At 68.8% G+C, this 24437-nt stretch carries 26 protein-coding genes and 8 pseudogenes; 16 read left to right on the plus strand and 18 right to left on the minus strand.

All coding sequences use genetic code 11. The annotated features are described in order from the left end of the window. The 4 genes from ABZZ20_RS33955 to ABZZ20_RS33970 form a co-directional block, all read right to left on the minus strand. The coding region (locus ABZZ20_RS33955; RefSeq protein WP_356876385.1) for a transposase at positions 1–259 on the minus strand (259 nt) is incomplete at its 3' end. A 259-nt stretch (positions 260–518) separates the two neighbouring features. Next, complete coding sequence (locus ABZZ20_RS33960) at positions 519–719, minus strand: hypothetical protein (RefSeq protein WP_356876387.1); 201 nt, start codon at positions 717–719, stop codon at positions 519–521. 1079 nt (positions 720–1798) lie between these two features. Next, a complete protein-coding gene (locus ABZZ20_RS33965; RefSeq protein ID WP_356876389.1) occupies positions 1799–2239 on the minus strand; it encodes a carboxymuconolactone decarboxylase family protein in 441 nt (146 codons plus the stop codon). Continuing rightward, on the minus strand, positions 2236–2901 hold the full coding sequence (locus ABZZ20_RS33970) for a class II aldolase/adducin family protein (protein WP_356876391.1): 666 nt from the start codon (positions 2899–2901) through the stop codon (positions 2236–2238). Before ABZZ20_RS33970 ends, ABZZ20_RS33965 begins: the two co-directional genes overlap by 4 nt. A gap of 140 nt (positions 2902–3041) precedes the next feature. Between ABZZ20_RS33970 and ABZZ20_RS33975 the strand changes: the two genes are divergently transcribed. Continuing rightward, positions 3042–3428 carry a MerR family transcriptional regulator gene (locus tag ABZZ20_RS33975; RefSeq protein WP_356876393.1) on the plus strand — a complete coding sequence of 129 codons (387 nt, stop codon included), beginning with the start codon at positions 3042–3044 and terminating at the stop codon, positions 3426–3428. Between the two features lie 1242 nt (positions 3429–4670). Here ABZZ20_RS33975 and ABZZ20_RS33980 read toward each other — a convergent pair. Both ABZZ20_RS33980 and ABZZ20_RS33985 read right to left on the minus strand, forming a co-directional pair. Further along, a pseudogene (locus tag ABZZ20_RS33980) lies at positions 4671–4923 on the minus strand (transposase); the annotation flags it as partial. A 154-nt stretch (positions 4924–5077) separates the two neighbouring features. After that, positions 5078–5869 carry a helix-turn-helix domain-containing protein gene (locus ABZZ20_RS33985; protein WP_356876395.1) on the minus strand — a complete coding sequence of 264 codons (792 nt, stop codon included), beginning with the start codon at positions 5867–5869 and terminating at the stop codon, positions 5078–5080. Between the two features lie 156 nt (positions 5870–6025). Here ABZZ20_RS33985 and ABZZ20_RS33990 point away from each other — a divergent pair, with 156 nt between their 5' ends. From ABZZ20_RS33990 to ABZZ20_RS34000, 3 genes are all read left to right on the plus strand, one after another. Next, positions 6026–6439, plus strand: a complete 414-nt coding sequence (locus ABZZ20_RS33990) for a putative zinc-binding protein (protein WP_356876397.1) — start codon at positions 6026–6028, stop codon at positions 6437–6439. Beyond that, on the plus strand, positions 6414–7178 hold the full coding sequence (locus ABZZ20_RS33995) for a YwiC-like family protein (protein ID WP_356876399.1): 765 nt from the start codon (positions 6414–6416) through the stop codon (positions 7176–7178). Before ABZZ20_RS33990 ends, ABZZ20_RS33995 begins: the two co-directional genes overlap by 26 nt. 231 nt (positions 7179–7409) lie before the next feature. Further along, positions 7410–7745, plus strand: coding sequence for a hypothetical protein (locus ABZZ20_RS34000; protein ID WP_356876451.1), 336 nt, complete (start codon positions 7410–7412; stop codon positions 7743–7745). Here ABZZ20_RS34000 and ABZZ20_RS34005 read toward each other — a convergent pair. From ABZZ20_RS34005 to ABZZ20_RS34015, 3 genes and pseudogenes are all read right to left on the minus strand, one after another. Beyond that, positions 7686–7823: pseudogene (locus tag ABZZ20_RS34005) on the minus strand (transposase); the annotation flags it as partial. The gene ABZZ20_RS34000 and the pseudogene ABZZ20_RS34005 sit on opposite strands and share 60 nt — an antisense overlap. Positions 7824–7845: 22 nt before the next feature. Next, positions 7846–8703, minus strand: coding sequence for a hypothetical protein (locus ABZZ20_RS34010; RefSeq protein WP_356876401.1), 858 nt, complete (start codon positions 8701–8703; stop codon positions 7846–7848). A gap of 120 nt (positions 8704–8823) precedes the next feature. Continuing rightward, positions 8824–9357 (minus strand): MarR family transcriptional regulator, encoded by a 534-nt coding sequence (locus ABZZ20_RS34015; protein WP_356876443.1) that lies wholly within the window; start codon positions 9355–9357, stop codon positions 8824–8826. 84 nt (positions 9358–9441) lie between these two features. On the opposite strand from ABZZ20_RS34015, the gene ABZZ20_RS34020 reads away from it, so the two are divergent. Beyond that, a complete protein-coding gene (locus tag ABZZ20_RS34020) occupies positions 9442–10311 on the plus strand; it encodes an alpha/beta hydrolase (protein ID WP_356876403.1) in 870 nt (289 codons plus the stop codon). Between the two features lie 203 nt (positions 10312–10514). Here ABZZ20_RS34020 and ABZZ20_RS34025 read toward each other — a convergent pair. Continuing rightward, positions 10515–11237, minus strand: a pseudogene (locus ABZZ20_RS34025) (IS5 family transposase); the annotation flags it as partial. A 207-nt stretch (positions 11238–11444) separates the two neighbouring features. On the opposite strand from ABZZ20_RS34025, the gene ABZZ20_RS34030 reads away from it, so the two are divergent. After that, positions 11445–12299 (plus strand): IS5 family transposase, encoded by an 855-nt coding sequence (locus ABZZ20_RS34030; protein ID WP_356876405.1) that lies wholly within the window; start codon positions 11445–11447, stop codon positions 12297–12299. Next, positions 12296–12706 (plus strand): hypothetical protein, encoded by a 411-nt coding sequence (locus tag ABZZ20_RS34035; protein WP_356876407.1) that lies wholly within the window; start codon positions 12296–12298, stop codon positions 12704–12706. The genes ABZZ20_RS34030 and ABZZ20_RS34035 overlap by 4 nt, the downstream gene beginning before the upstream one ends. Positions 12707–12785: 79 nt before the next feature. On the opposite strand, the gene ABZZ20_RS34040 is transcribed toward ABZZ20_RS34035, so the two are convergent. From ABZZ20_RS34040 to ABZZ20_RS34060, 5 genes and pseudogenes are all read right to left on the minus strand, one after another. After that, positions 12786–13931 carry a DUF6596 domain-containing protein gene (locus tag ABZZ20_RS34040; RefSeq protein ID WP_356876445.1) on the minus strand — a complete coding sequence of 382 codons (1146 nt, stop codon included), beginning with the start codon at positions 13929–13931 and terminating at the stop codon, positions 12786–12788. 8 nt (positions 13932–13939) lie between these two features. Beyond that, on the minus strand, positions 13940–14347 hold the full coding sequence (locus ABZZ20_RS34045; protein ID WP_356876409.1) for a YciI family protein: 408 nt from the start codon (positions 14345–14347) through the stop codon (positions 13940–13942). Positions 14348–14635: 288 nt separating this feature from the next. Next, the gene (locus tag ABZZ20_RS34050; protein WP_356876447.1) at positions 14636–15187 is read right to left on the minus strand and encodes a DUF6448 family protein; all 552 of its coding nucleotides are present in this window, start codon (positions 15185–15187) and stop codon (positions 14636–14638) included. Positions 15188–15401: 214 nt separating this feature from the next. Then, a pseudogene (locus ABZZ20_RS34055) lies at positions 15402–15641 on the minus strand (hypothetical protein); the annotation flags it as partial. A 130-nt stretch (positions 15642–15771) separates the two neighbouring features. After that, the gene (locus ABZZ20_RS34060; protein ID WP_356876411.1) at positions 15772–16122 is read right to left on the minus strand and encodes a helix-turn-helix domain-containing protein; all 351 of its coding nucleotides are present in this window, start codon (positions 16120–16122) and stop codon (positions 15772–15774) included. A 150-nt stretch (positions 16123–16272) separates the two neighbouring features. Here ABZZ20_RS34060 and ABZZ20_RS34065 point away from each other — a divergent pair, with 150 nt between their 5' ends. Together ABZZ20_RS34065 and ABZZ20_RS34070 are read left to right on the plus strand one after the other, a co-directional pair. Next, positions 16273–16782, plus strand: coding sequence for a universal stress protein (locus tag ABZZ20_RS34065; RefSeq protein ID WP_356876413.1), 510 nt, complete (start codon positions 16273–16275; stop codon positions 16780–16782). Between the two features lie 55 nt (positions 16783–16837). Beyond that, positions 16838–17788 carry a TerC family protein gene (locus tag ABZZ20_RS34070; protein WP_356876415.1) on the plus strand — a complete coding sequence of 317 codons (951 nt, stop codon included), beginning with the start codon at positions 16838–16840 and terminating at the stop codon, positions 17786–17788. A gap of 102 nt (positions 17789–17890) precedes the next feature. Here the strand turns inward: ABZZ20_RS34070 and ABZZ20_RS34075 are convergent, their stop codons facing one another. Then, a complete protein-coding gene (locus ABZZ20_RS34075; RefSeq protein ID WP_356876453.1) occupies positions 17891–18118 on the minus strand; it encodes a hypothetical protein in 228 nt (75 codons plus the stop codon). A gap of 230 nt (positions 18119–18348) precedes the next feature. Here ABZZ20_RS34075 and ABZZ20_RS34080 point away from each other — a divergent pair, with 230 nt between their 5' ends. From ABZZ20_RS34080 to ABZZ20_RS34095, 4 genes and pseudogenes are all read left to right on the plus strand, one after another. Next, positions 18349–18519, plus strand: a complete 171-nt coding sequence (locus tag ABZZ20_RS34080) for a transposase (RefSeq protein ID WP_356876417.1) — start codon at positions 18349–18351, stop codon at positions 18517–18519. Positions 18520–18739: 220 nt separating this feature from the next. Next, positions 18740–19909 (plus strand): amidase domain-containing protein, encoded by a 1170-nt coding sequence (locus ABZZ20_RS34085; protein WP_356876419.1) that lies wholly within the window; start codon positions 18740–18742, stop codon positions 19907–19909. 42 nt (positions 19910–19951) lie between these two features. Then, positions 19952–20401, plus strand: coding sequence for a hypothetical protein (locus tag ABZZ20_RS34090; RefSeq protein WP_356876421.1), 450 nt, complete (start codon positions 19952–19954; stop codon positions 20399–20401). A 237-nt stretch (positions 20402–20638) separates the two neighbouring features. Beyond that, positions 20639–20833, plus strand: a pseudogene (locus ABZZ20_RS34095) (transposase); the annotation flags it as partial. A gap of 154 nt (positions 20834–20987) precedes the next feature. Here ABZZ20_RS34095 and ABZZ20_RS34100 read toward each other — a convergent pair. Together ABZZ20_RS34100 and ABZZ20_RS34105 are read right to left on the minus strand one after the other, a co-directional pair. Further along, a pseudogene (locus ABZZ20_RS34100) lies at positions 20988–21685 on the minus strand (hypothetical protein). Positions 21686–22070: 385 nt separating this feature from the next. After that, positions 22071–22544: pseudogene (locus ABZZ20_RS34105) on the minus strand (ATP-binding protein); the annotation flags it as partial. 113 nt (positions 22545–22657) lie between these two features. Between ABZZ20_RS34105 and ABZZ20_RS34110 the strand changes: the two are divergent. From ABZZ20_RS34110 to ABZZ20_RS34120, 3 genes and pseudogenes are all read left to right on the plus strand, one after another. Further along, positions 22658–23368 (plus strand): annotated as a pseudogene (locus ABZZ20_RS34110) (recombinase family protein); the annotation flags it as partial. A 22-nt stretch (positions 23369–23390) separates the two neighbouring features. Further along, entirely contained in the window at positions 23391–23639 is a 249-nt protein-coding gene (locus ABZZ20_RS34115) for a helix-turn-helix domain-containing protein (protein WP_356876423.1), read from the plus strand. 66 nt (positions 23640–23705) lie between these two features. Next, positions 23706–24359 (plus strand): class I SAM-dependent methyltransferase, encoded by a 654-nt coding sequence (locus ABZZ20_RS34120; protein ID WP_356876425.1) that lies wholly within the window; start codon positions 23706–23708, stop codon positions 24357–24359. The last annotated feature ends 78 nt before the right edge of the window (positions 24360–24437 follow it).

Consider the following 24437-nt stretch of genomic DNA (forward strand, 5'->3'; position numbering starts at 1 on the left):
GGACATCACGCTCCATCCCCAGCTCCTTGTTCTCCTTCTTCAACGCCGCGTTCTGCGCCGTCAGCCGCGCGATCAGCGCTTCCTTGTCCTGCGGCGTGGCCGTATCCGCCCGCTTCGCCCGCGAGACCCAGCTCGCCAGCGTCGTCTCGTTGATCCCCAGGTCCTCCGCGACCACGGGGACCGACTTCCCGGTCTCCATCACGATCCGTACCGCCCCCTCACGAAACTCCGCCGTGAACTTGCGACGCTTCTCCACCATGACAACCAACAACCCCTGCCGTCACGGACTCCACGCTACGAGGGCAACCTCAGCGGCTGCCGGGCCTCGACGTCCTTTGCCAGCGTAGGCAGTCGTCGGCGATGCGCTGGATGGGCCGGGGTGAGCACCTCCCGGCTGACCCGCCGTCAGTGCCTGTACATACATGCCAGGACCGACGGGCACTCGCGCTACCAGTAAGCCGGCCGTCACGCCGGTTACCAGGTGGCATGGCCACTTGCCCTGCCACCCACGGCGGCCGTCAGGGCCTGGCGGACTGGATCGCCTCCTGGAGGTTGCTCACGGCCCGCTCGGCGTGCGGGCGGACGCTGTCCCACGCAGCAGTGAAGTCGCGGACCGGGAGGTGCAGCCCAAGCGCATGGTGGGCGACGGCGAGTTCCGGCCGGGGCTTGGGGTGGACGGCGGAATCGCGGATGACACGGATCTGGTCCAGGAGCTGCACTGCTTGGTGGACCGCGCCGCGGTCGAGCGCGGGCAGCTTGTCGGCGTGAAGTCGCGCAGGATGTCGGTCAGGACGACCAGCCCGGAGTTGTAGGCCGCTTCGTCGTCGACGTACGTGGCGAGGAGGCTGGAGCGGTCCATGGCAGCGGGACGACCAAGGCTTCGCCGAAGATCAGCTCGTAGGTGACGTCGAGGAGCGCGCGCAACAAGGCACGCGGCTCGGTGAAGGACAACGCCTCTGGCGGTGCAGGCGGCGCAGGCGGCGACAGGTGGGCGGCGACGTCGGCGACGTAGAGGTCGAGGGTGTCACAGTCGGCGGCCGGCAGCGCGCCGAGCCGGCCGGTGAGGGTCGTCTTGTTGAAGCGGATGCCGGGCCACTTGCGGTCGGCGGTCGGCGGTCGGCGGTCGGCGGTCGGCGATCTGCGACATGCGTTCCACGAGGGGACCGGCGCCGTCGATCTCCTTCAGGATGTCGCGGGAAGCTGTAGAGGACTTTCGTGGCGTCGTGGCCGTGCTTGCGCATGCGGTAGGCGACGTGGAAAAAGTTGGGGAAGCTCATGTTCGACGAACGTCGTCCCCACGATGTCGAGGAGGAGCTGTTGCTCCTCGGTGAGCGGGTCTGTCAGGGCGGGCATGGCGTCCATCTCCAGGTGGGCAACGGACCAGGATAGAGGGGCGGCCCATCTGGGGGCACGCGCGTTTCGGGTTCGCGGGCACCGGCCTTGCTCGGCGGGCTGGGCGCCCGCACGACCGTCGTGCGGGCACCCTGACCGCGCGATACGTCGGCGACCAGCAGGATTAGGAAAGCCGACGAGCACCCGGCACGCAGCGGCCGCGTGCGACTGCCAGCTCGGCCGATACGAGGAGCGAGGGCCTTCCGGGTTCGGTGTGGATTACGACATCTGCGGCCGGTAGGCGCGGCTGCGCTTGACGGCCGCGCCGAGGTCGGCAACTCCCCCCGGCGCCCAGGAGGCCGTCCTGAGCGGGTAGCCGCCCCGGCCGGTCGTCCCCCGTGCTGGGGCCATCACCGCGCATGTGATGCGGTGGCGGCCCTGTCCGTTGGCTGGCGGTGTGTCTGGCTCAGAGTGGGACCGGGGCGCCCGTGCGACCCGGCGGTCGGTCCTCGCCCTTGTCTTCGTGCGGCAGGAGTTCGGCGATGATCTCGGTGCCGAGTGCGTACGCCGGCACGCCCGCGGTGATGAGCGCGGTCTCGGCGACGCCGACGAGGTCGGCGATGCCGGCTCCGGCGTGGAGTGCGCCCTGGGCGTGGATCCGGGCGGGGTGTGTCCGCCCGAGGGCCAGCAGCTGTCCGAAGTGGACGAGCTGCTGCACCCGCGCTCCCAGCGGGTTGTCGGTCAGCACGATGTGGCGCAGTGCCGCGATCGCCTCTTCGGTCGGCAGCCGGCCGAACTCCTGAGCCAGGCGCAGCCTCTGCTGCACCCCGCTGGGGACGGCTCCGAGGGTGGAGCGGTATCTGTCGCGTACGGCCTCCATACGGGAGGCGAGGGTGTCGTCCGTCATGACGTGACCCGCGCGATCGCGGCGCGCACGGCCTCCTGGGCGCCCGGGGGGAAGTCCACGGCCCCGCCGATCGCCGCGGCGGCGATCTCGGCTTCGGCGCTTTCCTCGATCGCCACCACGAGGTGGGCGGTGGCCGCCGAGTCCGCGCCGAACACCAGGAGGCCGTGGTTGGCCAGCAGGACCGCGGACGTCGTCGGGCGTCGTTCCAGCACGTCGGCGATGCCGCGCACCGACACGTCCGAGCCGCGGGGTCCCCAGGGGACCACGGGGACGTCCTCGGCCTGTCCGAAGCGCAGCATCGGCTCGGTGCGGCAGGGCAGCGGCTTGTGGGCCACGGCGAAGGCGGTCGCGGAAGGAGAGTGGGTGTGGATGATCGCGCCCACGTGGGGGCGGGCCTTGTACACGGCGCTGTGCATGGCGATGATCTCGGCGCTGACGGACTGCAGCTCGCCTTCGAGGACCCGGCCGTCGAAACCGACGGTCGCCAGCTGTTCGGGCCGCAGGCCACGGACGAACCCCGGCGTCAGCAGAAGGCGCTCACCGTCGAGCCTGGCGCTCAGGTTGGCGTGCCCGGAGTGGGACATCACCCCGGCCGCGAAGAGCGTTTCCGCGGCTTCCACCAGCTGGTCGGCCCGCTCTTTCCGTACGTACGCGTCGCTCATGGGGGTATCTCCAAGTGTGCTGTCAGCGGCTGCTCGTTCGCCGCTGTCCACGTGCCGACCACTCTTCAACTTGAACTAAGGTTCAAGTCAAATGACGGGATCGACCGGAGCACGGGGAGGACGAGGTGCGGAACGCGCGCATGACGATCGGCCGACTCGCCGAGGTCACCGGAGTGCCCGCTTCGGCCATCCGGTACTGGGAGCGCCACGGCCTGCTGCCCGCGCCCGAGCGTGAGAGCGGGCAGCGGCGCTATCCGCCGGAGGCCGCCGAGCGGATCACGGTGCTGCGCAAGTGTCAGCAGGCTGGGCTGACCCTGGCCGAGATCGGCGAGTTCCAGCGGGAGCAGTCGCGCAGGGAGGCGATGATCCGCGCCAAGATCACAGAGATCGAGCAGCGCATGGTCGATCTCGGCCACGCCCATCAGCTCCTGACCCATGCCCTCAAATGCAGCGAGGAAGACATCGTCAGGTGCCCGAAGTTCCGCGAGCAGATGACGGCGTGGCAGACGCAGGACCCGGCGCCGTAACCAGCGCCTGGTCAGGCGAGGCCCGTCGGGGCGTGGACCAGGCGCGGTATGCGGTCCTGCGAACCGGGTGCTGGTGCTCGTCCGCCCTGCCGTGACCACCAGCCCGGGGTCTTCGCTGTGTGGAGGGGCCTCAGTCGGAGGTGACGTGCACCAAGGCCGTGCCGTAGGCACTGGCGTGTCGCGCGTCTCGCGCATACTGGACGGTGTACTGGACGTCGCCCTTGGCCTTCGGACGGTCGGTGTAGCTCAACGTGCCGTCCGGGGCGACGGTCGCGGACCCGATCAGCTGCCCTCACCCGCCAAGGGGTCGCCGAGCCGCCACTCTCGCGCTTCCGCAGGTGGCGCGACCGGACCCGGCTGAAGCTCATATTGGCTGTCAAGTGGCAGTGAGCCAGCCGCGGTAGGCGTTGGCGAGGTCGTCGTCACGTCGGGTGCCGCGCTCGATGCAGGAGATGACCGCGGGCCAGACACCGAAGTGGTGGGCGATGGCGGCGCGGAGCCGCGCACACTAGGTCCGGGCGTGACGTGCTGCTTCCACTACTTCGGTGACACGCCCTGACTGCCGGCAGTAGCGCGACGCCGCACGGCGCGAGTCCGGCAGCGTAGCAGCCGGACTCGCTGTGGGCGGTGTGCCTCACCACGTTCTGCCGTACTGCCCCTCCACCCGGTGAGCGCAGTGAGGGCCTTCTGGGCGCGCGGGAGCTGTCCGCCGAATGCGCCGGCGCGCAGGAGCGGCCAGGTGTCGATGAGCTCCGTCTCGATGAGGGCGGCGAGGCCGTTGCCCTCGTAGCCCCAGGTGGAGCCGAGGAAGGCCCCGCCGGTCACGCGAGCCCCGGACGACGCCCCGAACGTGGTCGCCTTCCAGCCCGACCGGATCCGCCGCCGTCGACGGGCTTGGCGGAGTCGTCCATGAGTACCGGTCCTCCGAGTGAAACCCGCGGTCAGACCCAGTGGCCGGGTTTTCGACCAGCACAGTCATCCTCGACCTCGGACTGCGTGCCCTCACCCTCGTGTCCCTGCGCGCCCGAGTCGCCCGCGCCAGTGACTGCGGGCACAGCGACGGGCGCCGAGCACGCCGCCTCGGCCGACGCCAAGGTGTTCACGCTCGGTGGAGAGCCGGTTCACGAAACGGAGCGGTCAGATCTGCTGCCGAACCCAGGTCCCGAGTTGGGCGACTGCCCTCGCTGCGGGCCACGCAGGGAATCGCGCCCTATGATGTCTGCCCGTCGCAGGATCTCCCGCTCGAACTGCCATTCCTTCTCCGCCTTGGCCAGCCTGGCGTTCTCCGCCCGCAGCCGGGCCAGCTCGGCCTCGGTGTCCTCTGCGCCGGAGGACACCGGACGGTCGTCGGCGTCACGCACCCAGGTCCGCAGCGTCTCGGGGTTGATGTTCAGATCGGCCGCGACGTCCCTAAAGGCTGCTTGGCGGCCGAAGCCCGCCACAACGCGATCGCGTCGGACCGGAACTCCGCACTGTACTTCGAGGGCCTTGCCACGTGGATCTACACCTTCCAGGATCAACAAGATCCATTGTCAGGTGTGTCCACACCACGGCGATCACCTCAGCTGAATCAGCCACCCCTTCCGCGGGCAAATCGGAGCCACTGCAACCGGCGGCCGTCACCTCATGGATAGATCGCTCGTTCGATTTCACATCGTCATCGGGTGACCCTCGGCCAACGGTGGGCCGCCTGTGAGCGTAGCCGTTATGTGCGCGGCGGGCGTCACGCCGGGTGCGGCGCCGGTACGCCTCAGCCTGGCGACGCACAAGTGCGGTTCGACGAACGGGGTGAGCCCCTCGGCGACGAGGGGAGCGCCGAGCTGGTCGATCGTGCCCTGCAGGAGGCCGAGATGGATGGAGCAGACCACCCCGGGTGTGTGCTGGGCGACCTCCTGGAACGGGCAGTGGTGCAGCCGCAGTTCGCGTTCCACACCGTGCTCGTCGGCGTCGGGCGCGAATCCCATGCGTTCGAAGGACGCGACAATCCGGCGCTGGGCCTCGTCGGCGTCGATGTGCTCGGTGGGAGCGGGGGACGCCGTCAGGTGACGGCCCCAGGTACGGCCCGCCTCGGTGGCCACGCCAACCGGATCGGGCATGGAGGCGGAGAGGGCGCCGGCGAGGATGTCAGCGAGCAGCCGGAAGCTTCGCGTGTCGCTCGCCGCGGCGGCGGCAGGGGTGGGGGCGGCTCGGTAGACCACCTTGGGTCGGCCGGGCGTGGTGCGGGGAAGGGTGTCACGGGCTGCCTGATCGTCTGCGACCAGCGCGTCGAGGTGGAAACGGGCGGTATTGAGGTGGATTCCCGCGCGCCGGGCGATCTCGGCGGCGCCCAGTGGCTCTGCGGATTCCCGCAGCAAGTGAAGGACCGCGGCCCTGCGGCCCCGCTGGCTCGGGGTAGGGGCCGGGCCGCGAGGGCGGGGGTCGGTCAGTCGCTCATCGGACACTCGCTTATGTTACAGTCCCGCTTAGTAAAAACAATGCTTTCGGTTCTATTGGGTGATGCCCGGCGGGGCCGGGTCCGTACCACGGCCGGGCAGGCGAGACCTGTGGGCTGCAGGAGCGGCCGGAGGTGGCCGGACACCCTATGAAGAGGAGTCCCGTTGACCAGGCGCCGTGATCTCCCGCTTGTCTACTCCTGCTCCGGCTGTTCGAGCGCGGCTCAGATGACCAACTGGCTGGCCATTCAGCTCGACCGCCGGGGTGTCGCCGAGATGTCGTGCATCGCGGGGGTCGGCGGAGATGTGCCGAGTCTCGTACGCAAGGCGACCAGCGGCCGGCCGGTCATCGCCGTCGACGGTTGCGTACTGCAATGCGCACGCAGCTGTCTCTCCCGCCACGGTGTGACCCCGAGGGTGCACCACCTGCTCAGCGAGGACGGTGTGCGCAAGCGGCTGGGTGAGGATTTCGACGCAACCCAGGCGCAGAAGGTCCTCGACGGGCTGCTTGCCCGCCTCGGCGCCGAGTTCGACATCGCGGTGGATGAGGACGATGAGCCTGCGCTCCTCGACCGATAGGCCCTCGGCCACCCCAGCGCGCCGCCGCCGGCGCCGGCAGTGGGTACCACCCCAGCACGGCGCCTGGGCCATGCTGCTCGTCCCCTATCTCGGCGGACTGATCACCGCCGGATTCTCCTGGGTGCAACTGCCGCTCCTCATTGCCTGGACGGCTGGTTACATGCTGTCCTACTTCACACTCCTGGCAGTCAAGACGCACAGGCTCGGCAAGGTTCGCGAACAAGTGACCGTCTACGGGGGCGTCACCCTGGCAGCCGGGCTCACGGTCGTCATCGCCCGGCCTCACGTGCTTCTCCTCGCACCGGGTTTCGCCGTGGCCCTCGCCGTCAACGGGTACTTCGCGTCCGCGCGGCACGACCGTGCCCTGGTGAACGGTCTCGTCTCGGTCTTCGCGGCGATGCTGATTCTCCCGGTCGTCGCCGTGACCGCCGGCGCGGCACCCTGGAGCGTCAGCGAAACCTTCCTGGTGACGCTTCTCTACTTCACAGGATCGCTGCTGTTCGTCAGGACGACCATCCGGGAGCGCGGCAACCGGACCATGCTGGCCGTGTCGGTGGGCTTCCACGTCGCCGCACTCGTGGTCGCCACGGCGCTGTCACCGCTCTACGCGATCGCGTTCGCCGCCTTTCTCGTCCGCGCCGCCCTCCTGCCGCGGCGCCCCCTCACCCCCAAGCAGATCGGTCTCGTCGAGATGGCGACGTCGGCGTTGCTCCTTGGGTCGGTCGCGTTCGCGGCCTGACTTGTCATTTTCGGGGGCACCAGGACGGGTTGCCGAGAGGCCGGGTGTCCCCCGAACGCCTGAGGAACCACCACCCGGAGCGCCGCTCCCGGCCCATCCCGGTCGGGAGCAGCGCTCCGCCGTTTTGCGCTCCGCACCAGCGACCTGGAGGCCCCTACATGCGCCCTCCCCGACGCCTCCGGCAACCCCACCACCAAGGGCGCGGACACCGGATCGGCGTGGACGGTACCGGTGTACTCGCCCAAGAGCGGCGACCCCTGCTACGACGCGGCGAAGGGCCAGGCCTCCTGGTGCCAGGCGGCATGGCGCTGGAACCTCGACTTCGTCGTGGACCCGCACGGCAACCTGACCTCCTACACGTACGCCCCCGAGGCGAACCACTACGCAAGGGGCGGCGGCCAGAACAACGGCACCGGCACCAAGCAGCGAAGATCCTCTTCGCCACCGCCGAGCGGTGCGTCACCTCCACCAGCGCCTGCGACCCGGCCAACCGCACCTCCGCGAACGCAGCACGTACAAGATGCCCTGCAGGCACAGCCGGTCATCTACCAGTCGCGGCCCTGGTGACCTCGTCGGCCGGGGCGGCAGTAGCGGCTCGATCAGTGCCCACAAGTCATCGTCCACGATCCACGGCCGAGTACTCACACCACCACGAACGGCCGAATCGTCACAGGCAGCTCAGCCAGTCCCGTACGGCCGAGACCGGGCAGTAAAAGGGAGAGCCGGTCGGGTCGGCCGGGATGAACGTGCTCTCGCCTTTTCCCTCCTGGTCGGTTTTGGAGTAGGCGATCCAGAGGTAGACCCCGGTGTCCTCGACCTCGACGTCCTCGATGTCCAGGTCGGCCAGCTCGATGCGGCGGTTCAGGGCTCCGCGCCCCACCAGGAGCGCATACCGGTCCCGTAGCCCGGCCGGTGTGCGCAGGTCGCAGGTGTCGACCATGGCGCGCAGCATCGGCTCCGTGATCGCCGGGGCCTTGTGGACACGGTTCCGTTCGCCCCATTCCTTGCGGTACTCGGCGAGCATCCCGCGCGCCTCGGTGGTCCCGGGCCGCTGGTCCTCGGGCATCCACGTACGGACGCCCGACACGTACGTCCGGATCGTGTTCGGGGCCATCGCGCGGGCGATGAGGCTCGCGACCCACTCCACGTACGTCGCCGTCGTACACGGCCGCGCCACCCGGCCCATCGCCTTGCACCACTCGGCGAAGTTCCTGCGCTGGCTGTTGTAGTTGCGGTTGGTGTTGGCCGGTGCGACCTTGTTCTTCAGGCGCTCCGCAGTGGCCGGGGACACCTCGAAGTCCCGGCGCGTGTACGTCGGGGCATCCGCCTCGGTGGGTACCGCGTCGCCGGGGTGAAGGATGGTGTGCCGGTGGAGCAGGGGGCGGGGCGCGGTTGTCGGCGAAAGCGTGGCGGGCAGCAGGTCGTCGTCCTCGACGAGCTCGGCTTCCAGCACCTCGGCGTCCTCGACGGTCTCGATGGCCGCTGTCGACGTCGTCACCTCCGCCGGACCCTGATGCTCGCTCATGAGCCCCTCCCCTGACGATCGTTCCTGGGCAATCACCCTTGTATAAGAGGTCGCGCAGATAGGCGGTCGGCAGACAGGGGCAGCACGGTTCCGTGATCACGGAGTTACGACGCTCTGTGACTACCGGAGTTCCTGTGCCTGCGCTTGCGTAAATGGCTGACCGAACCGCTGCGGGAACGGCTGTGGTGTTGGCGGTATCCCGGCAGTGGCTGCGGGCGTTGACACGTCGTAGCCGGGAGCGGCTACTCGAAAGGCGACGGTCAGGTAGCGTTGAACGATGTCCAGTTCGCCCGGGGTGAAGTCCTCGGCCGCCTCGACCAGGTTGGCGATGAGCGGGCTGAAGAAGGACCGACCCAGCTCCACGGCTTTCTGCTCCACCGTCAGCACGACGCGTCGTCGGTCGTTTTCATCGCGCCTGCGGCGGACGAGCCCCAGGCGCTCCAGCCGGTCGAGCAGGGCAGTGGTGCCGGCCGAGTTGAGCCGCAGGGCCGCACCGAGTCGTCCCGGGGTGACGTCGGTGCCCGCCCGGTCGGCGTCAAGCAGATGGATGAGGGCCCGCAGATCGGTCGGGTGCAGGCCGTTTCGCGCGGCGAACTCGGCGCCGCGCAGATCGAGTTCCACAGTCACTGCGCGCAGTAGATGGACCAGCCGCATCGCGGGGTTGATGTCATCACTCACCGGGCTAGTATCTCGCCAAGCGAGATACTAGGTCAACGAGACGATTCCCCGGGGGTCACCGTGTCCTCATCCCAAGAGTTCTTCGCCGCTTACGACGCACTGCTCGCCCGCTGGCCCACCGGTACCGCCGAGATCGATGTTCCCACCCCGTACGGGACCACCCGTGTCCACGCCTACGGCCCCGCTGACGCCACTCCAGTCCTCCTTCTACACGGCGGCGGTTCCACCGGCGCGGTCTGGTTCGCCAATGCCCCGGCTCTTGGCAAGCACCACCGGGTGCTGGCCGTCGACATCCTGGGCGATGCCGGACACAGCATCCCCGGCGGGCGCCCGCTGCGCACAACCACCGACCTGATGGCCTGGTTGGACGCGCTGCTCGACGGCCTCGCAGTGTCCCGCACGCACTTGCTGGGCCACTCCTACGGCGGCTGGATCGCCCTGACCTATGCCCTGCACGCCGCGCGGCGAGTCGATCGGCTGGTACTGCTCGACCCGACCCAGTGCTTCGCCAACTTCCGCCCGGGTTTCCTGATGCGCTCGCTGCCGATACTGCTCCGCCCGACGCAGGCCCGCGCACGCGCCTACCTGGACCACGAGACCGCGGGGACCGACACCGACCTGGGCTGGAAGCGGCTCTATGCCTTGGCGGTCTCGGGCTTCGCGAACCGGAAACTGGTTGTCGGCCGCCGACCGGACCCCACGGCACTGAGCGTTCCGCTCCTGGTCCTTCTCGCAGGCCGCAGCGACGTCCACGACGCCGCCAAAATCGCAACATGTGCCCGCAAAGCCCTACCGGACGCCCGGATCGAGATCCTCGCCGAACTCACCCACTTTGCTATGCCCACCGCCATGCCAACCCAGACGAACCACCGGATCACCGACTTCCTGGCAGACAGCCAGGAGAATCAAGCCGCTCCGGGCGCGGTTTGAAGGAGATCAAGCGGAGCGGACTGCGCTGAGGCCATTCAGCAGCTCGATCCACACCGCGGGAGAAGGTACGTGGTCGTTCACGGTCGGCGCTGGGGGCGTCCCTCCCAGCGGTGGGTGGTCCAGACTCGGCGGATGAGGTACGCACGGTGATGACGGTGTCCGCGAAGTCGAAGAAGGCGTTGACGACCTCGATCCGGCGTTCGTAGCAGCGTGCAAGCCGGCAGAAGGCGTTCTGCCAGGCGTGAGCGCTCTACGTGCCAGCGTTGGGTGGCCTGAATGGGGGCCTTCTCGCCCTTGTGGGCAATCCGGCCTTGTAGTCCGCGTTCGTTGAGAGTGGTGCGGGTCTTGCCCGAGTCGTACCCGGCGTCCAGATGCACAGTGATGGCGTCGGGCAGTGGGCCAAGGTCATCCAGGAGATCCAGGAGATCCAGGGTCGGGGCGAGCAGCGGCGAGTCGTGGCAGTTCGCTCCGGCCAGGACACGACCCAGCGGGATTCCGTAGCCGTCTGTCATTCCTGATCGCTTGAGGCCTTGTTTGGCCCGGTCGACCGGTGAACGTCCGGCGGCTTCTCCGCCTCCGGGTGCCTTGGTGATCGATCCGTCGACGGCGACCTGGTCCAGGACCAGGCCGACGATGCGGTCGTACATCTCCAGGGCGATGTGCCGGAGTTGAGCGAAGACGCCCAGCTGGAGCCACTTGTTGCGGCGATTGCGAATCGTGGTGGCGGAGCAGGTGGTGTCCGCTATGGCTTCGTAGGAGCAGCCGAAACGCAGGAGCTGGAGCAGTTTGTCGAAGATGATCCGGTTACTGATCCGAGGGCGGTGACAGCCCAGGGGGTGGGTCGGATCGTAGACCGGCCGCTGGGGCAGCAGCACCGCGAATTGGTCCCAGAGGGGTTCGGTCAGCCATGACGGCAGGGCAGGCACAGGTCTCCCGGTTGATCACAGAGCGTCGCAGCCCTCTGATCACCAAGCCCTTTGCCTGTTCTGCTCCCGAGGCACTCCATCGCGCCTATTTGCGTGAGCTCTAGGAGGGCGTTAAGTCCCGTTCCTGATGGTGTGGTGTCGCCCGTTCGTGGGTGATGGGACGGTTCCGTCCTCGCGTCATGTCGTGTGCATGATGGGGTCGCGGGCATGGAACGGATGCCATACACAACCGACTTGTCCGACGGGCAGTGGGCGTTGATCGAGCCGCTGGTCACCGCGTGGAAGCAGGAGCGGGTGGCGCGGTCGGCGACCGGGGATCCGGGCTCCTGCGACGTGCGCGAGGTCGTGAACGCGCTGCTCTACCAGAACCGGACAGGCTGTCAGTGGCGGCTCCTGCCGCACGACTTCCCGACCTGGTCGGCGGTGTTCTACTACTTCGCCCTTTGGCGCCAGGACGGCCTTGACCAGCGGATCCAGGAGATCCTGCGCTGCCAGGTGCGGGAGCGGGCCAGACGATTAGAGGACCCGTCCCTGGTGATCATCGACACCCAGTCCGTCCGCGTGGCGGCCGGGGTGCCGAAGGAGACGACGGGACTGGACGTGAACAAGAAGACGCCTGGCAGGAAGCCGGGACTCGCCGTCGACGTGCTGGGCCTGATCATCGGTGTGGTGATCCTCGCTGCGAGCGCGCACGACAACGAGGCCGGCATCGTCCAGCTGGACCAGGCGGCCGAACGATGCGGGATGCGCCTGGAGAAGGTCCTGGTCGACCAGGGCTTCAAAGACGCCATGGTCATCCACGGGGCGGTGGAGGACATCACCGTCGAGGTGGTCCGCCGCAACCCCGACGACCATGGCAAGGGCTTCGTCCCGCAACCGAAACGGTGGGTGGTCGAGCAGGTCAACGGCACCCTCATGCTGCACCAGCGCCTCGCCCGCGACTACGACCACCGGCCCGACAACGCGGCCTCCCGCGTCTACTGGGCCTCCACCGCCGGCATGCTCCGCCGCCTCACCACCCCTGCCCCCACCTGGCGGGACGACGTGGAGCTGGCCACGTGAACGTCAGCGAACTCCTGCGGCTGCTGCAGACCGAGCACGATGAGACCGCCGCACGAGCCGACAACCTGCGTGAACAGATCGAGCGGCTCACCACCGTCCTCGCCGAGACCGAAGCCCGCCTGGCCGAGCTCGCCGCCACCCGCAAGGTCATCGACGGACTCACCCCTCCCGACCACGCAACGGCCCCCGCGGAGCGAGTGGGGGCAGGAGTAGTTCGTTCGCGATCAGATGGCCGTCCACACCAACTGGAAGCCGGACGCCTCGCTCCTGCCGCGATAGCGCCTCTCGGAGGAAGATCCAATCCTCGTTCAGGAGAGCGGCCACCGAGCGGCAACGTGCGCCGGATTCGCCTGGTCAGCGTGCAGGCGTACTTCGCGATCAGGTCGTTCAGCTTCTGCCCCCCTTGACCCGCTCACTCACCGTGAGGTGACCGCTCTGGCCATGGGGGGCGCGCCCTGTGCCGCGGGAGGATCCGAGTGCGACCCGTCAGCGACATCGGCGGACGTTGAGCCGGGCGGCCTGGCGCGTCAGGTGGTCACGCTCGGCGAGGTTGGGTGCCTTGTGGGCCGCCTCGGCGTACAGCTGCGCCGCCGTCGCCAGGTCGCCGTCGCATTCGTGGAGGTACGCCGCCACCGCGGCGTAGCGGGGCAGTGAGGTGTCCAGCGCCGCGAGCGCCGACAGGCCGGCGGGCGGCCCATAGGCCTCCCCGACGGCCACCGCGCGGTTGAGCCGGACGACCGGGCTGTCGGTCAGGCGCGCGAGCTCGTCGTACCACTCGACGATCTGCACCCAGTCGGTCTCCTCGGCGGTGCGCGCGTCAGCGTGGAGCGCCGCGATGGCGGCCTGGGCCTGGAACTCGCCCAGCCGGTCGCGGGCGAGGGCCGCCTGCAGGATCCCGACGCCCTCGGCGATCAACCCGGTGTCCCACCGGCCGCGGTCCTGTTCGGCGAGCGGCACCAGGCTGCCGTCGGGCGCGGTCCGGGCGGCCCGCCGGGCGTGGTGGAGCAGCATGAGGGCGAGCAGCCCGGCCACCTCGGGGTGGTCGACGGCGGTCGCGAGCTGCCGAGTAAGCCGGATCGCCTCGGCGGCGAGGTCGACGTCGCCGGAGTAGCCCTCGTTGAAGACGAGGTAGAGGACGCGCAGCACGGTGGCGACGTCGCCGGGCTGGTCGAATCGTATGTCGGAGACGGTGCGCTTGGCCCGGCTGATGCGTTGCGCCATGGTCGCCTCGGGCACCAGGTAGGCCTGGGCGATCTGGCGGGTGGTCAACCCGCCGACGGCGCGCAGCGTGAGCGCGATCGCGGACGCGGGTGTCAGCGACGGGTGGGCGCACAGGAAGTGGAGCTGGAGCGTGTCGTCCACCGTCGACGCGGGCCCGGGCGGTGGTTCCTCGTCGACGCGGTCCTCACGCCGGCGGCGGGCGGCGTCCGCGCGGGTCGCGTCAAGGAAGCGGCGCCAGGCCACGGTGACCAGCCAGCCCTTCGCATCCCGTGGAGGGTCGGTCGGCCAGACGCGGACCGCCTCGACGAGCGCGTCCTGTACGGCGTCCTCGGCCGCCGCGAATTCGGCTCCGCGGCGGACGAGGACGGCGAGCACGCTCGGCGTGAGGCTCCGGAGCAGGGCCTCGTTCATCAATGAGGTCACTCCGTGATGGTGGGCGGCGCGGCCAGGAACGGGCGCACCTCGAGCCACTCGTGGATCGGCCTGCCGCCCGCTCCGGGGGCGGCGGACAGTTCCCCGGCCAGCTCGATGGCGCGCTCGTAGCTGTCGACGTCGATCACCATCCAGCCGGCGATGAGGTCCTTGGTCTCCGCGAACGGGCCGTCGGTGACCGGCGGCCGCCCCTCACCGTCGTACCGGACCCACGTCCCCTCGGGGGCGAGCGCCTGACCGTCGACGAACTCGCCGCTCTTCTCCAGCCGGGCCGCGAAGTCGTTCATGTACTGCACATGCGCCGAGATCTCCTCCGGACTCCACTGGTCCATCGGCACGTCGTTGACCGCAGCCGGGGCGCCGCGGTAGTGCTTGAGTAGCAAGTACTTGGCCATCGTGGTTCTCCTGAGTGCTGGTGCGACCCATTGTGGTCGCGTTCACTGCAGGGACGGAGCCAGTCACACGTTCTCGACGTCGGCGTCCGATTTTCTTTGGGCTCTCGTGGAGGTTGTGGATGTGCCGTGCGTCGGATCGACGGTGGAGACGGTCCGGTCCGGTGCTGTGCGCTTTGCGACGCGTCGGGCGATGTGTTTCATGGGTTTGGTTCGCCGCTCGTTACGGCACCCCAACCTGGGGTGCATGCCGGAGCCGAAGCGCACGGCGATGGTCACTGCCGCGGCTCGTCATCCGGTGGCGGTGGCCATCAGCCCCTCGGCCTGGGCGCGTGGCATGGGCATGCGGGGCTGCGATGGCCTGCGCATGGAGGCCGTGGGCTCATACTTGCAGGCCAAGCGCCGCCTCGATGTACTCGCGGGTGGCGGCCACACCGTCGCCAGCATGTTCTTTGAGTGCCATGGCGTGTGCGTGCAAGCCTCCACCTGCTCGCGGGCTATCGCGCACAGCAACGTGGCCAGCTCGTCCGCCGAGCCGTCATCGAGCGCGCGCTCGGCAGCCGAGATCACCGGCCCGACGTCCAGCCCGGCGGGCTTCAGCCCTGTGAAGGGCGCGCCTTCGCCTGCACGGTGTACGCGAACAACGGTCTCGAAGAACCAGCGGTCAGCCACTTCCCGGGCCGTCGGGCCGAGCGACCGCGCCTGGTCGGCCAGGCCGAATGCCTCGCGCACTTCCTGTTCCCCTTCCTGAGGGACGTAGGGAAGGACGTGGCTGACCTCCTGCAGGGCCAGGCGCGTAGCCGTGACAGCGGGACCGTCGAGGGAGTCGCAGTGCGGTGGCATCACCGATCACCTCTTCCGAGCGTCACTTCCAGCATCACCCCACTTGGCCGCCCCATGTCACGCCGTCGCTCATACGGCCTTGGGGAACATTGGTACAACCGTTGGCAGATCATGGTCCGATCGGCGCGAGAGCGCTGACGCGGTTCGCGCCCGCGCACTCCCGCCAGGACCCGCTTGCCCCGAACAGGCCCAGGGCCTCGTCGATCGCCTTCTACTCCAGGTGCCGCATCACCGCGGTGAGCATCGCCGTGCGCTCCAGCGGAGGCACCTTCGACCCCTGCGCCTAGTACCGGGCGAGTGCGACCAGCCGTTTCGGTGGGATCTGTGACAGCTTCAGCCGTCCGCGCTGGAACGCGCTGATCTCGTCCATCCGCTCCAGCGCGCGGGGGAATGCCGTGCCCGTCGTCCGCGTCGGCGGCCGGCGCAGCCGTTCCAGCTCCGAGAACCGCGCACCAGGGTGTCGGGGGTCGCGACGCGGACCAGCTGGTCCAGCAGCCTGTCGATGCGAGCATCGTCCCCGGCCCGTACCGCGTCCACGAGGCCCGCGATGACCTCGCCCACCCCGTGCGGCAGGGTTTCGTCAATCACGGCGTGACGGCCACCTCCGGCTCGGCGAGCATGCTGCTGTCCGGGGTTTCCTCGCGGTGGAGGAACGCGCCTAGGAGGTCACCGACGGGGTGGTCGGCCTCCAGAGGGTGGCGCAGGGCGACGCTTGAGTCGATTGTGTAGCGGTTGCGGCGGCCCACCCGGGTGCGGGTTAGATACCCGGCCGCTTCCAGGTCCGCGACGATGATCTGCACCGCCCGCTCGGTGATGCCGATGCCGGCGGCGACGTCGCGCAGCCGGACCTCCGGGTCCCGGGCGAGCCACAGCAGCACCCGTGCGTGGTTGGTCAAGAACGTCCACTGGTCGCCGCGTGCCGATGAGCTGCTCATGGCCTCCATCATACGAACTTTGCTTCGCGTATTCACCCCCTCATGCGAACTCTTATTAGCGAAAAAGTTTTCGTGTAACTGTTGACGCATGTCGGGTGGGAAGGTGACGCTTGAGGGGATTCCTCCTGTTAAGGAAGGCGGGTAAGTGCCATGACCCGACTGCTCTCCCACCCCGTACGCGACAGCGTCCACCGTCCCGCGCGGGCGGGTCTGGTCCAGCCGGTGGCGGCGGTGCTGACCGATCGCATCGACGATGCCGCGGTGGCCGAGGCGGCCGCACGCATGGCGCTGGCCCGCCGTGTTCCGCTGCTTCTGATCGCCGTGATGCCCCCGCACGTCCGCCGCTCCTCCCTCGGTCCGGCCTCCGCGCCGGTGCGGGCGGTATTGGCCCGGGTCATGCCCAAGATCGGCCCGCACGCCACCGGTTACATCCCGGAGGTGTTCCACCTGCCCCCGGGCCGTGGTTCGCGGCTGGCGGCGGCGAAGGAGCTGCTGGCGCTGGCGACCCGCCACCGGGCGCCGGATGTGGTGGCCGCCCGCCGCGGTCCGCACGGCCTCGACGCACCCGCCCTGATTGAGGCCGCGGCCCTGGGCGGCGGCCCGTTCGTCCACGCGGTCACCCCTGCCTCCTGGGTGCCCCTGCGATCGCTCTCGCCGTGACCGCGCCGCCCGTGGGTGACCTGCCGTCCGGCCCTTGGAGAGGAAACGTTTCGCGATGAATGACCTGTCGTTCGCCGTCCCGCTGTGGGTGTGGGCCGCGGTCACTGTCGGCATCTGCGTGATGCTCGCCGTCGATCTGATCGCCCACCGCGACAACCACGTCATCGGCTTCAAGGAAGCAGCGATCTGGAGCTCGATCTGGATCGCCATCGGTCTCGGCTTCGGCCTGATCCTGCTGGCGTGGCAGGGCGGAGAGGTGTCCTCCACCTATTACGCCGGCTATCTGATCGAAAAGGCCCTGTCGATCGACAACGTCTTCGTCTTCGCGCTGGTCTTCTCCTTCTTCGCCGTCCCCGACGCCTACCAGCACAAGGTCCTCTTTTGGGGCGTCCTCGGAGCCCTGGCCGCGAGGCTCGTGTTCATCTTCGTCGGCGCCGAACTGCTCCAGGTGTTCTTCTGGACCGCTTACGTCTTCGGTGCGTTCCTGATCTGGACCGGCTGGAAGATGGCTGTCTCCAAGGACGAGGAGGTCCACCCCGACCGCAACCCCGTCGTCCGCCTGGTCAAGAAGCTCATCCCCACCGACCCCAAGTTCCACGGCGACAGGTTCTTCATCCGCATCAACGGCAAGCACATGGCGACGTTGCTGTTCGTGGTCCTGGTCGCGGTGGAGGCAACCGACCTGATCTTCGCCGTCGACTCCGTCGCCGCCGTCCTGGCGATCACCACCAACACCTTCCTGGTGTGGACCGCCAACGCCTTCGCCGTCCTGGGCCTTCGGAGCCTGTACTTCTGCCTCGCCGGGCTCCTGCGCCGCTTCGCCTACCTCCACTACGGCCTCGCGGTCCTGCTCGCCTTCGCCGGCGTCAAGCTCATCCTGTCCGAGACCCCCGTCGGCAAGCTCCCCATCCCCCTCACCCTCGGCGTCATCGCGGTGACCATCACCGTCTCCATCGCCTGGTCCCTGATCGCCACCCGTAACCAGCCCGCCGACACCCACGAGTAGCCGCGTCCCCCAACTCGCGCAGCTCCGATATCGCCGCCCGCAGACCCTTCTGGACTGCTGCAACCGCCTGCGGGGATACTTCGAAGTCACCGTCGCCCGCCATCAGGCCACCCCCGCGGACTCGGCCTCGACGTCCACGGCACATGCATCGGGGACGATCCCGGCCACGGGCGGGAACAGCATCGACCCGTCCGCATCCGCCACGTTCACCGCCACTCCAGCGGGGCCCTCGACCTCCGGAACGACCGCATCGACCAGACGCGCGACCAGGATCGCCACGTAGGGCCATTCACGGTCGGCTTCCCCTCGGGCCTCGGCGAACCGGGCCAAGGCAGCATCACCTTGATCGTTGAACCGGCTCACAAAGAGTCAGGGGACCGTCTGTAGCCGGACCTTGGCTTCGTTCAGTAGCTGTATCTCAACCGATCATGGAACGTGCGGGTCGAACAGGGTTTCTGATGGGGTGATCTTGCGGCGAGGGCGGCGCTGCGGCCCTTGCTGCCCACGCCGTCCTGGCTGGAGGGCCGGGCGGGCAGCCCGAGGGCTACTGCCACCGCCAGATGTTGGACGCGATCCGCTACCTGGTCGCGGGCGGGATTTCATGGCGGGCGATGCCCGCGGATTTCCCCGACGGGGCCAGGGTCTATGCCTTCTTCCGCCGCTGGCGCGAGAACGGGCTGGTCCTGCCTGTGCTCCCGCCACCTGCCACAATGCCCGTTGCTGAGCGGTAGGAACGGCCGCAGCCGTTCGCACTCGGCGTCCGTTAGATCTCCCCGCCCCATGTCCACATCAACGACCCGTACGCGATGCGGTCATATGATCGGTCGGACAAGTAAGTCGCTCTCGCGCCAATCAGCGTCGACATTCGGCCATCAGGGCTCGCCTACTGCCTCATGAGCCCTCTTCAAGAGCACCCTGATACAGGCGTCAGCCATCACAACAGGGGGAAGCATGAGCAAGATCGCTCGCAGATTACCGTATGCGTTGATCACGGCGACAGTCGTGGCGCTCACCGCGGCCGTACCGGCATCCGCCGCCGGGAGCGAGGCGTCCGCGGAAGCGGCGGAGCCCCGCCCGCTCGCCGGCAGCGAGGTCCGGGACCTGACCGGGGTCGCCCGCGCGTACCTGCAGCAGCGGGCCGACTCGGTCACCACGGCCGGAGCCCACCGCCTGGCGCCGGTCGTGCCCGACCGTGCCACACCGGAACTCCGGAAGGGCCTCGCGACGGAGTTCGCCCAGCTCGCCGGGATGGGTCGCGTCTACGAGAAGGCCAGCGGCGGTTACTCCGGCGCCAAGGTGACGGTCACCACGGGCAAGGCGGAACACAAGGGCGGCAAGGCCACGCTCCGGCTGACAGAGAGCACGAGCCTCTTCTACCCGAACGTCCGCTCGGCGGACGAGCCCAAGGCCGAGGAGTACGTCCTCGACCACACGCTCACCTTCACGCGTGACGCGGCCGGCAAGTGGGTGCTCGCCGAGGACCGCCCGGACCTCGGCGCGGGGGACGTCACCACGTACAACACCCCGCCGAAGACCGAGCAACCCGCGGGCGCGAAGAACGAGGACCGACGCACGGCCTCTTCCGCCACCGGCCACGTGGCCGGACAGCGCACCGCGAACGACAAGACCGCCCTGGCCGCCGGGTACGACTACACGGCGATGGTCAACTATGCGAACCACTACTGGAAGAACCCCAACGGCAGCTACCGCACCTACGGGAACGACTGCACCAACTTCATCTCGCAGGCCATGAAGGCCGGTGGCTGGAAGCAGAAGGGCAGCGGGTACTTCGACCGCAAGGACAAGGACAAGTGGTACTACGGCGGCCACACCTGGACGACCAGCTACACCTGGGCGGGTGCGGAGAACTGGTACTGGTTCGCCACGAAGCACTCGCAGCGCACCCGGATCCTGCCCAATGTCTGGCAGATGGGCCTGGGCGACGTGCTGCAGGCGGACTGGGACCGTGACAACACCATCGACCACACGATGATCGTGACGGGCTTCTCTGGCGCCGACGAGATCTACCTGACGTACCACACGAACAACACGCACAACCGCAAGCTCACCAACCTCCTCGCCGCGCGCCCGCACACGACGTGGTACGCGCACCGCACCTGATCGTTCACCGTCGTTGACCGGCTCGCCTTCCTCTGGAGCGACATGAAGACACCACTTCGCATCGTGTGCGCGACGGCGGTCGCGGTCCTGTTCGTGGCCGCGTGCGACGGTAGCGGGGGCGGTGACCAGGGGAAGGCGAGAAACGAGCGCGACACCGCAGTCGCGTACGTGAAGGCGCTCAACGACCGGGATGCCCAGGCCCTGGCGAAACTCGGCCCGCCCGGGAACGCGGGGACGGAGGAGGAGGCGCAGAAGCTGGTCGCCACGCAGGGCGGACGCAAGCTGCACGTGGACGACGTCCGGGTCAGTCACGAGTTCGGCCCGGACACGGCAGACGCCCAGGTCCGCGCGACGGACGACAAGGGCCGGCCCGTCAACGAGACGCTGACGCTAACCCGTAAGGGGAAGTCGTGGTACGTCGTCCTGGGCACGAACCCGGGCGGCACACCGAAGATACCGACACAGACGTCACGGCCGTCGCCGACGGAGTAGGCGGAGCACAGATATGCGTACTCTTCGCGCTCGAATCGCTGTCCTTGCGCCGTCGGGCGCCCTCGCCACCGGCGGACTGACACTGACCGCTGCGTCCGCAGCCCACGCCGGCGAAGCGTCGTGCGTGGCGCATCTGAAGGCTCTCGGCTTGAAGAAGGCGGATGCCGAGGCTGCCTATGAGGCCGTCGTCGCTGGCAGCATCGCCCCGTGTGTCGCCAAAGCCGAGAGCAACACGCGGAAGAGGAACTACCCGTCCTGCACGGCACATTGATGCGCCTGACGGTGGAGTACCTGCCGGGCGACCGCGACCCGAAACCGGTCTGGCTGTGGTGCTCCGCTACCTCGGTCGCGTCGGCGGATGTGGACCGGTGGTGGCAGTCGTTCCTCCGCCGCTTCGACCTGGAGCACGCCTTCCGGCTGATGAAGCAGACGCGTGCGGACCGGTATCAACACCGGCAACGTGCGCGTGGAGGTCCGGACGTGGGCCTCGCAGGACTCGTCGGGTGAATGGGAGGAGGAGGCGACGGCGCTGGTCTGGTCGCCCACGGGTAGCCTGCGTATCGAGTCGGTCGTCGATGGGCCGCGGTTAGACCTTCCGGTCCTGTCCGCCTCCGGAGCGGGGTGGTACGAGCTCGAGGTCAAGGCCCGCGGGCGCCGACAGGCCCCGGATGCTTCTGTCCTCGAATCCGCTGAGGCGTACCTGATCTCCCTGCGCCCGGTTCTTGGGACGACGGCTCCCGTGCCCGCCAGCACGTTGGCTGCGCCGGACCTTGACGAAGAGGCCAGGTGGCGAAGACTGCTGCAAGGATGGGGGGGACCGGAATCGGATGTGTCCCGCCCCTGCGATGAGGGGAGCAGGACACCGCACGGGCTGCTGGGCCGTACGTCCGGGCTTCGGGCCGGCTGACGGGTCCCATGGGCGTCCACGGTGCCACGTGAGGTCTGCCGGGGTCACCGCCTCCCCTGAGCGGTAGGGGTGTTGAGGATGTGGCGGATGATGGCTGTGGCCTTGGTTCGGGTTGTGGTCGAGCCAGTCGGTGAGGTGCCTGCGGACGACCTCTTGGACGTAGGCGTCCGCTTCGGGGTTGCTGAGTTTGGTTCTGGTGGATCCTTCGAAGGTGGGATGGGCGAGTTTACGGAGACGACCGCGGTCAGCCCCTCGCAGATGGCTTCGGCCGTGATGTCCTCGTCGTGTACGGACAGCTGCCGTTGGCGGCGCGCGTAGCCGTTGACGACGTTCGTGAGTGCGGCACGGAAGCCCTGTTTGTGGGCACCGCCCTCCATAGGTGCGGGTGCTGTTCGCGAAGGAGCGGAACTCGCCCGGGGGACAGGTGTTCCACTGCATGGCGACCTGCACGAAGATCGTCTCGTCCTGATTCTCCGACTCGAAGGCGATGGCGGGGGAGTGGACGAGACTCGGGGGGTAGGGGTTGAGGTGGGTGACGTAGGCCCGCAAGCCGTCCGTGTGGTGGTGGCGGGCCGGCCGCTCCGGACGCTCGTCGGTGAGTGAGATGGCCAGGCCCCCGTTGAGGAAAGCCAGTTCCTGGAGGCGCTCCGACAGCGTGGCGAACGAGTAGTGGGTGGCCTCGAAGATGTCCGCGTCGGGCAGGAACGCAATCGCGGTGCCGTGTTCGTCCGTCTCCTCGTTCCTCGTCAAGGCGGTGACCGGGGTGCCCTTCTCGTACTCCTGGGTCCAACGGTGGCCGTCTCGGTGGACCTCGACCGTGAGACGGTTCGACAGCGCGTTGACCACGCACAGGCCCGGGCCGCTGAGGCCGCCGGAGACTCCGTAGCCGGTGTGGACTTTGGAGCCGAAGGACAGCTCCGTCAGCTCGAGTTCGACGGCCGACATGCCGGTAGGCTCCTGTACGTCGAGGGGCAGGCCCTGCCCGTTGTCCGCGACGCGAATGCCACCCTCCGCGGTGATCGTGACGTCGATGGCGTCGGCGTGGCCGGCCAGGTGCTCGTCGACGCTGTACGAGACGACCTCGTACACCATGTGGTGCAGGCCGCGTTCGCCGGTCGAGCCGATGTACATGCCGGGGCGTTTGCGTACCGCCTCGTGGCCCTCGAGTATCTGGATGTGACTGCCGTCGTACCCGTTCTCGTTCGCGGGTTGACTGGGATTGCCGGATTTGGTCATGAAGCACCCTCCCTGGGCCGTCCTGAGTAGTGTGAGCGGATGTCACCGATGCAGCCGACGCTGCTTCCACGCCGTCGCCCGTGCATGTCCATCCTAGGTTTATGGAGGTAAACATGCAGGTCAGGCCATATGTGCTGAGGTCACAGGTGGTCGCGTCCACGGCTTTGCCGAAGCCATCGGTCTGGGGGGCCGCCGCTGGGAGCGGAGCAGCACGAAGGCCCTACCGGAAGCGCGCGGGGGCGTACCGTGCTCCTCAAAGCGGCAGCCCCGTACTACGGCCACCTCACCGCCGCTCCCCAAGGGGCACTCGGCGTGTTCACTGCGGACCGCGCCATGGATTTCCTCGCCAAAGACCTCCTGATCGACCTTGCCGAGCCCGAACGGCCCGCGATCCTCAAGACCATGGCCGAGACGGTCCCGCGATCCGTATCCCCGCCGCCCGCGGCCCCGGCCGGCCGTGGCAGCCCGGCCCCGAGCCCGACCCCAGCCTGCTCGCCACGCTGGAGCGTACCGGCGACCGGATCGGCTACGCCCGCGTGTCCAGCAAGGGCCAGGACCTCGCCGGACAGGCCCGCGCCCTCAAGGAAGCCGAGTGCGTGCGCATCTACGTCGAGAAGGTCGGCACCCGGGAGAAGATCCGGCCCGAGTACTACGCCGCCCTCGCCGACCTGCGCCCAGCCGACACCCTCACCGTCACCATGCTCGACCGGCTCGGCCGCAACATGATCGGGCTGTTCACCAGCGCGCAGAACCTAGCCGAGTGCGGCCACCGCCTGGAGATCCGCACCGGGCCCCTCGTGGGCACCTACGACCCGCACGGCGCGGGCAAGGTCCTGTTCGTCGTCTTTGCCGCGATGGCGGAGGTCGAGCGGGAGTTCATCCACGGACCTGATCGGCCTGGACACCGCCGCGGCGAACGGCAACCACGGGGGCCGCCCGCTCGCGATCGACGGCGACATGCTCGCCGTCGCCCTCCGCCGCCGCGACAGCAAGGAGTCGGTCACCGCTATCGCCAAGCACCTCGGCGTCGGCCGTTCCACCCTCTCCCGCACCCTCGCCGCCTACGACGAAGCAGCCGCCACCACCACCGAATGAGGTCATGGAACCGTCAGCCCACATGGCACTGAGGCTCTGTCAGTGGCGCATGCCACGATCGTCACCATGACGCACCCTGCGGCCATCGCCGCCTACTGGAACGCCGCTGCCCCCGATTTTGACGACGAGCCCGACCACGGTCTGCGCGAAGAGGTCACGCGCACCGCCTGGCAGAAGCGTCTGATCTCCTGGGCGCCGGCCGCTCCGGCGGATGTGCTGGACGTCGGCTGCGGTACCGGATCGCTCTCGCGGCTACTGGCCGAGGCCGGTCATCGCGTCACGGGAGTGGACCTGGCGCCGCGGATGGTCGACCAGGCCCGTGCCAAGCTGACTGCCGCCGGTCTCCAGGCCCGATTCCTCACGGGTGACGCAGCGGTGCCGCCCACCGGTGACGAGCAGTTCGACCTCCTACTCTGCCGCCATCTGGTGTGGACGCTGCCCGATCCGCGGGCCGCGTTGCACGAGTGGATCGGACGCATCCGCCCGGGTGGCACGCTCGTCCTGGTCGAGGGCCGGTGGCGCGAGGCCGGACTGGTCGGGGCCCCCTACGTCGCGGGAGCCGAGACCCTGCCCTGGCATCACGGCGTCGGCGCCGCCGAACTGACAGCTGTCCTACGCCCGCTCGTCACCGACCTGCGAACCGAGGACCTCAGCAGCTGCCCCGCCCTCTGGGGTGGTCCGGTGACCGACGAACGCTACGCACTCATCGCTCAGATCTGATCGCGCAGGCCAATCGGGGCGCCCGGCTTACTGCCACTTCACCTGTCGTCGAGTACTGACACTCTCGTTTCGTCCGAC

The sequence above is a fragment of the Streptomyces sp. NPDC006430 genome (assembly GCF_040612395.1).
Taxonomy (GTDB): Bacteria; Actinomycetota; Actinomycetes; order Streptomycetales; family Streptomycetaceae; genus Streptomyces.

Excerpts from the sequence above, each read along its gene's own strand:
- ABZZ20_RS34010 (WP_356876401.1), bottom strand. The coding sequence starts at position 8,703 with ATGAGCGAGCATCAGGGTCCGGCGGAGGTGACGACGTCGACAGCGGCC.
- ABZZ20_RS33965 (WP_356876389.1), bottom strand. The coding sequence starts at position 2,239 with ATGACGGACGACACCCTCGCCTCCCGTATGGAGGCCGTACGCGACAGA.
- ABZZ20_RS34045 (WP_356876409.1), bottom strand. The coding sequence starts at position 14,347 with ATGGCCAAGTACTTGCTACTCAAGCACTACCGCGGCGCCCCGGCTGCG.
- ABZZ20_RS34085 (WP_356876419.1), top strand. The coding sequence starts at position 18,740 with ATGAGCAAGATCGCTCGCAGATTACCGTATGCGTTGATCACGGCGACA.
- ABZZ20_RS34120 (WP_356876425.1), top strand. The coding sequence starts at position 23,706 with ATGACGCACCCTGCGGCCATCGCCGCCTACTGGAACGCCGCTGCCCCC.
- ABZZ20_RS34050 (WP_356876447.1), bottom strand. The coding sequence starts at position 15,187 with ATGCCACCGCACTGCGACTCCCTCGACGGTCCCGCTGTCACGGCTACG.
- ABZZ20_RS34040 (WP_356876445.1), bottom strand. The coding sequence starts at position 13,931 with ATGAACGAGGCCCTGCTCCGGAGCCTCACGCCGAGCGTGCTCGCCGTC.
- ABZZ20_RS34065 (WP_356876413.1), top strand. The coding sequence starts at position 16,273 with ATGACCCGACTGCTCTCCCACCCCGTACGCGACAGCGTCCACCGTCCC.
- ABZZ20_RS34030 (WP_356876405.1), top strand. The coding sequence starts at position 11,445 with ATGGAACGGATGCCATACACAACCGACTTGTCCGACGGGCAGTGGGCG.
- ABZZ20_RS34090 (WP_356876421.1), top strand. The coding sequence starts at position 19,952 with ATGAAGACACCACTTCGCATCGTGTGCGCGACGGCGGTCGCGGTCCTG.
- ABZZ20_RS34070 (WP_356876415.1), top strand. The coding sequence starts at position 16,838 with ATGAATGACCTGTCGTTCGCCGTCCCGCTGTGGGTGTGGGCCGCGGTC.
- ABZZ20_RS34080 (WP_356876417.1), top strand. The coding sequence starts at position 18,349 with ATGTTGGACGCGATCCGCTACCTGGTCGCGGGCGGGATTTCATGGCGG.
- ABZZ20_RS34060 (WP_356876411.1), bottom strand. The coding sequence starts at position 16,122 with ATGAGCAGCTCATCGGCACGCGGCGACCAGTGGACGTTCTTGACCAAC.
- ABZZ20_RS33970 (WP_356876391.1), bottom strand. The coding sequence starts at position 2,901 with ATGAGCGACGCGTACGTACGGAAAGAGCGGGCCGACCAGCTGGTGGAA.
- ABZZ20_RS33975 (WP_356876393.1), top strand. The coding sequence starts at position 3,042 with ATGACGATCGGCCGACTCGCCGAGGTCACCGGAGTGCCCGCTTCGGCC.
- ABZZ20_RS33995 (WP_356876399.1), top strand. The coding sequence starts at position 6,414 with ATGAGCCTGCGCTCCTCGACCGATAGGCCCTCGGCCACCCCAGCGCGC.
- ABZZ20_RS34015 (WP_356876443.1), bottom strand. The coding sequence starts at position 9,357 with ATGCGGCTGGTCCATCTACTGCGCGCAGTGACTGTGGAACTCGATCTG.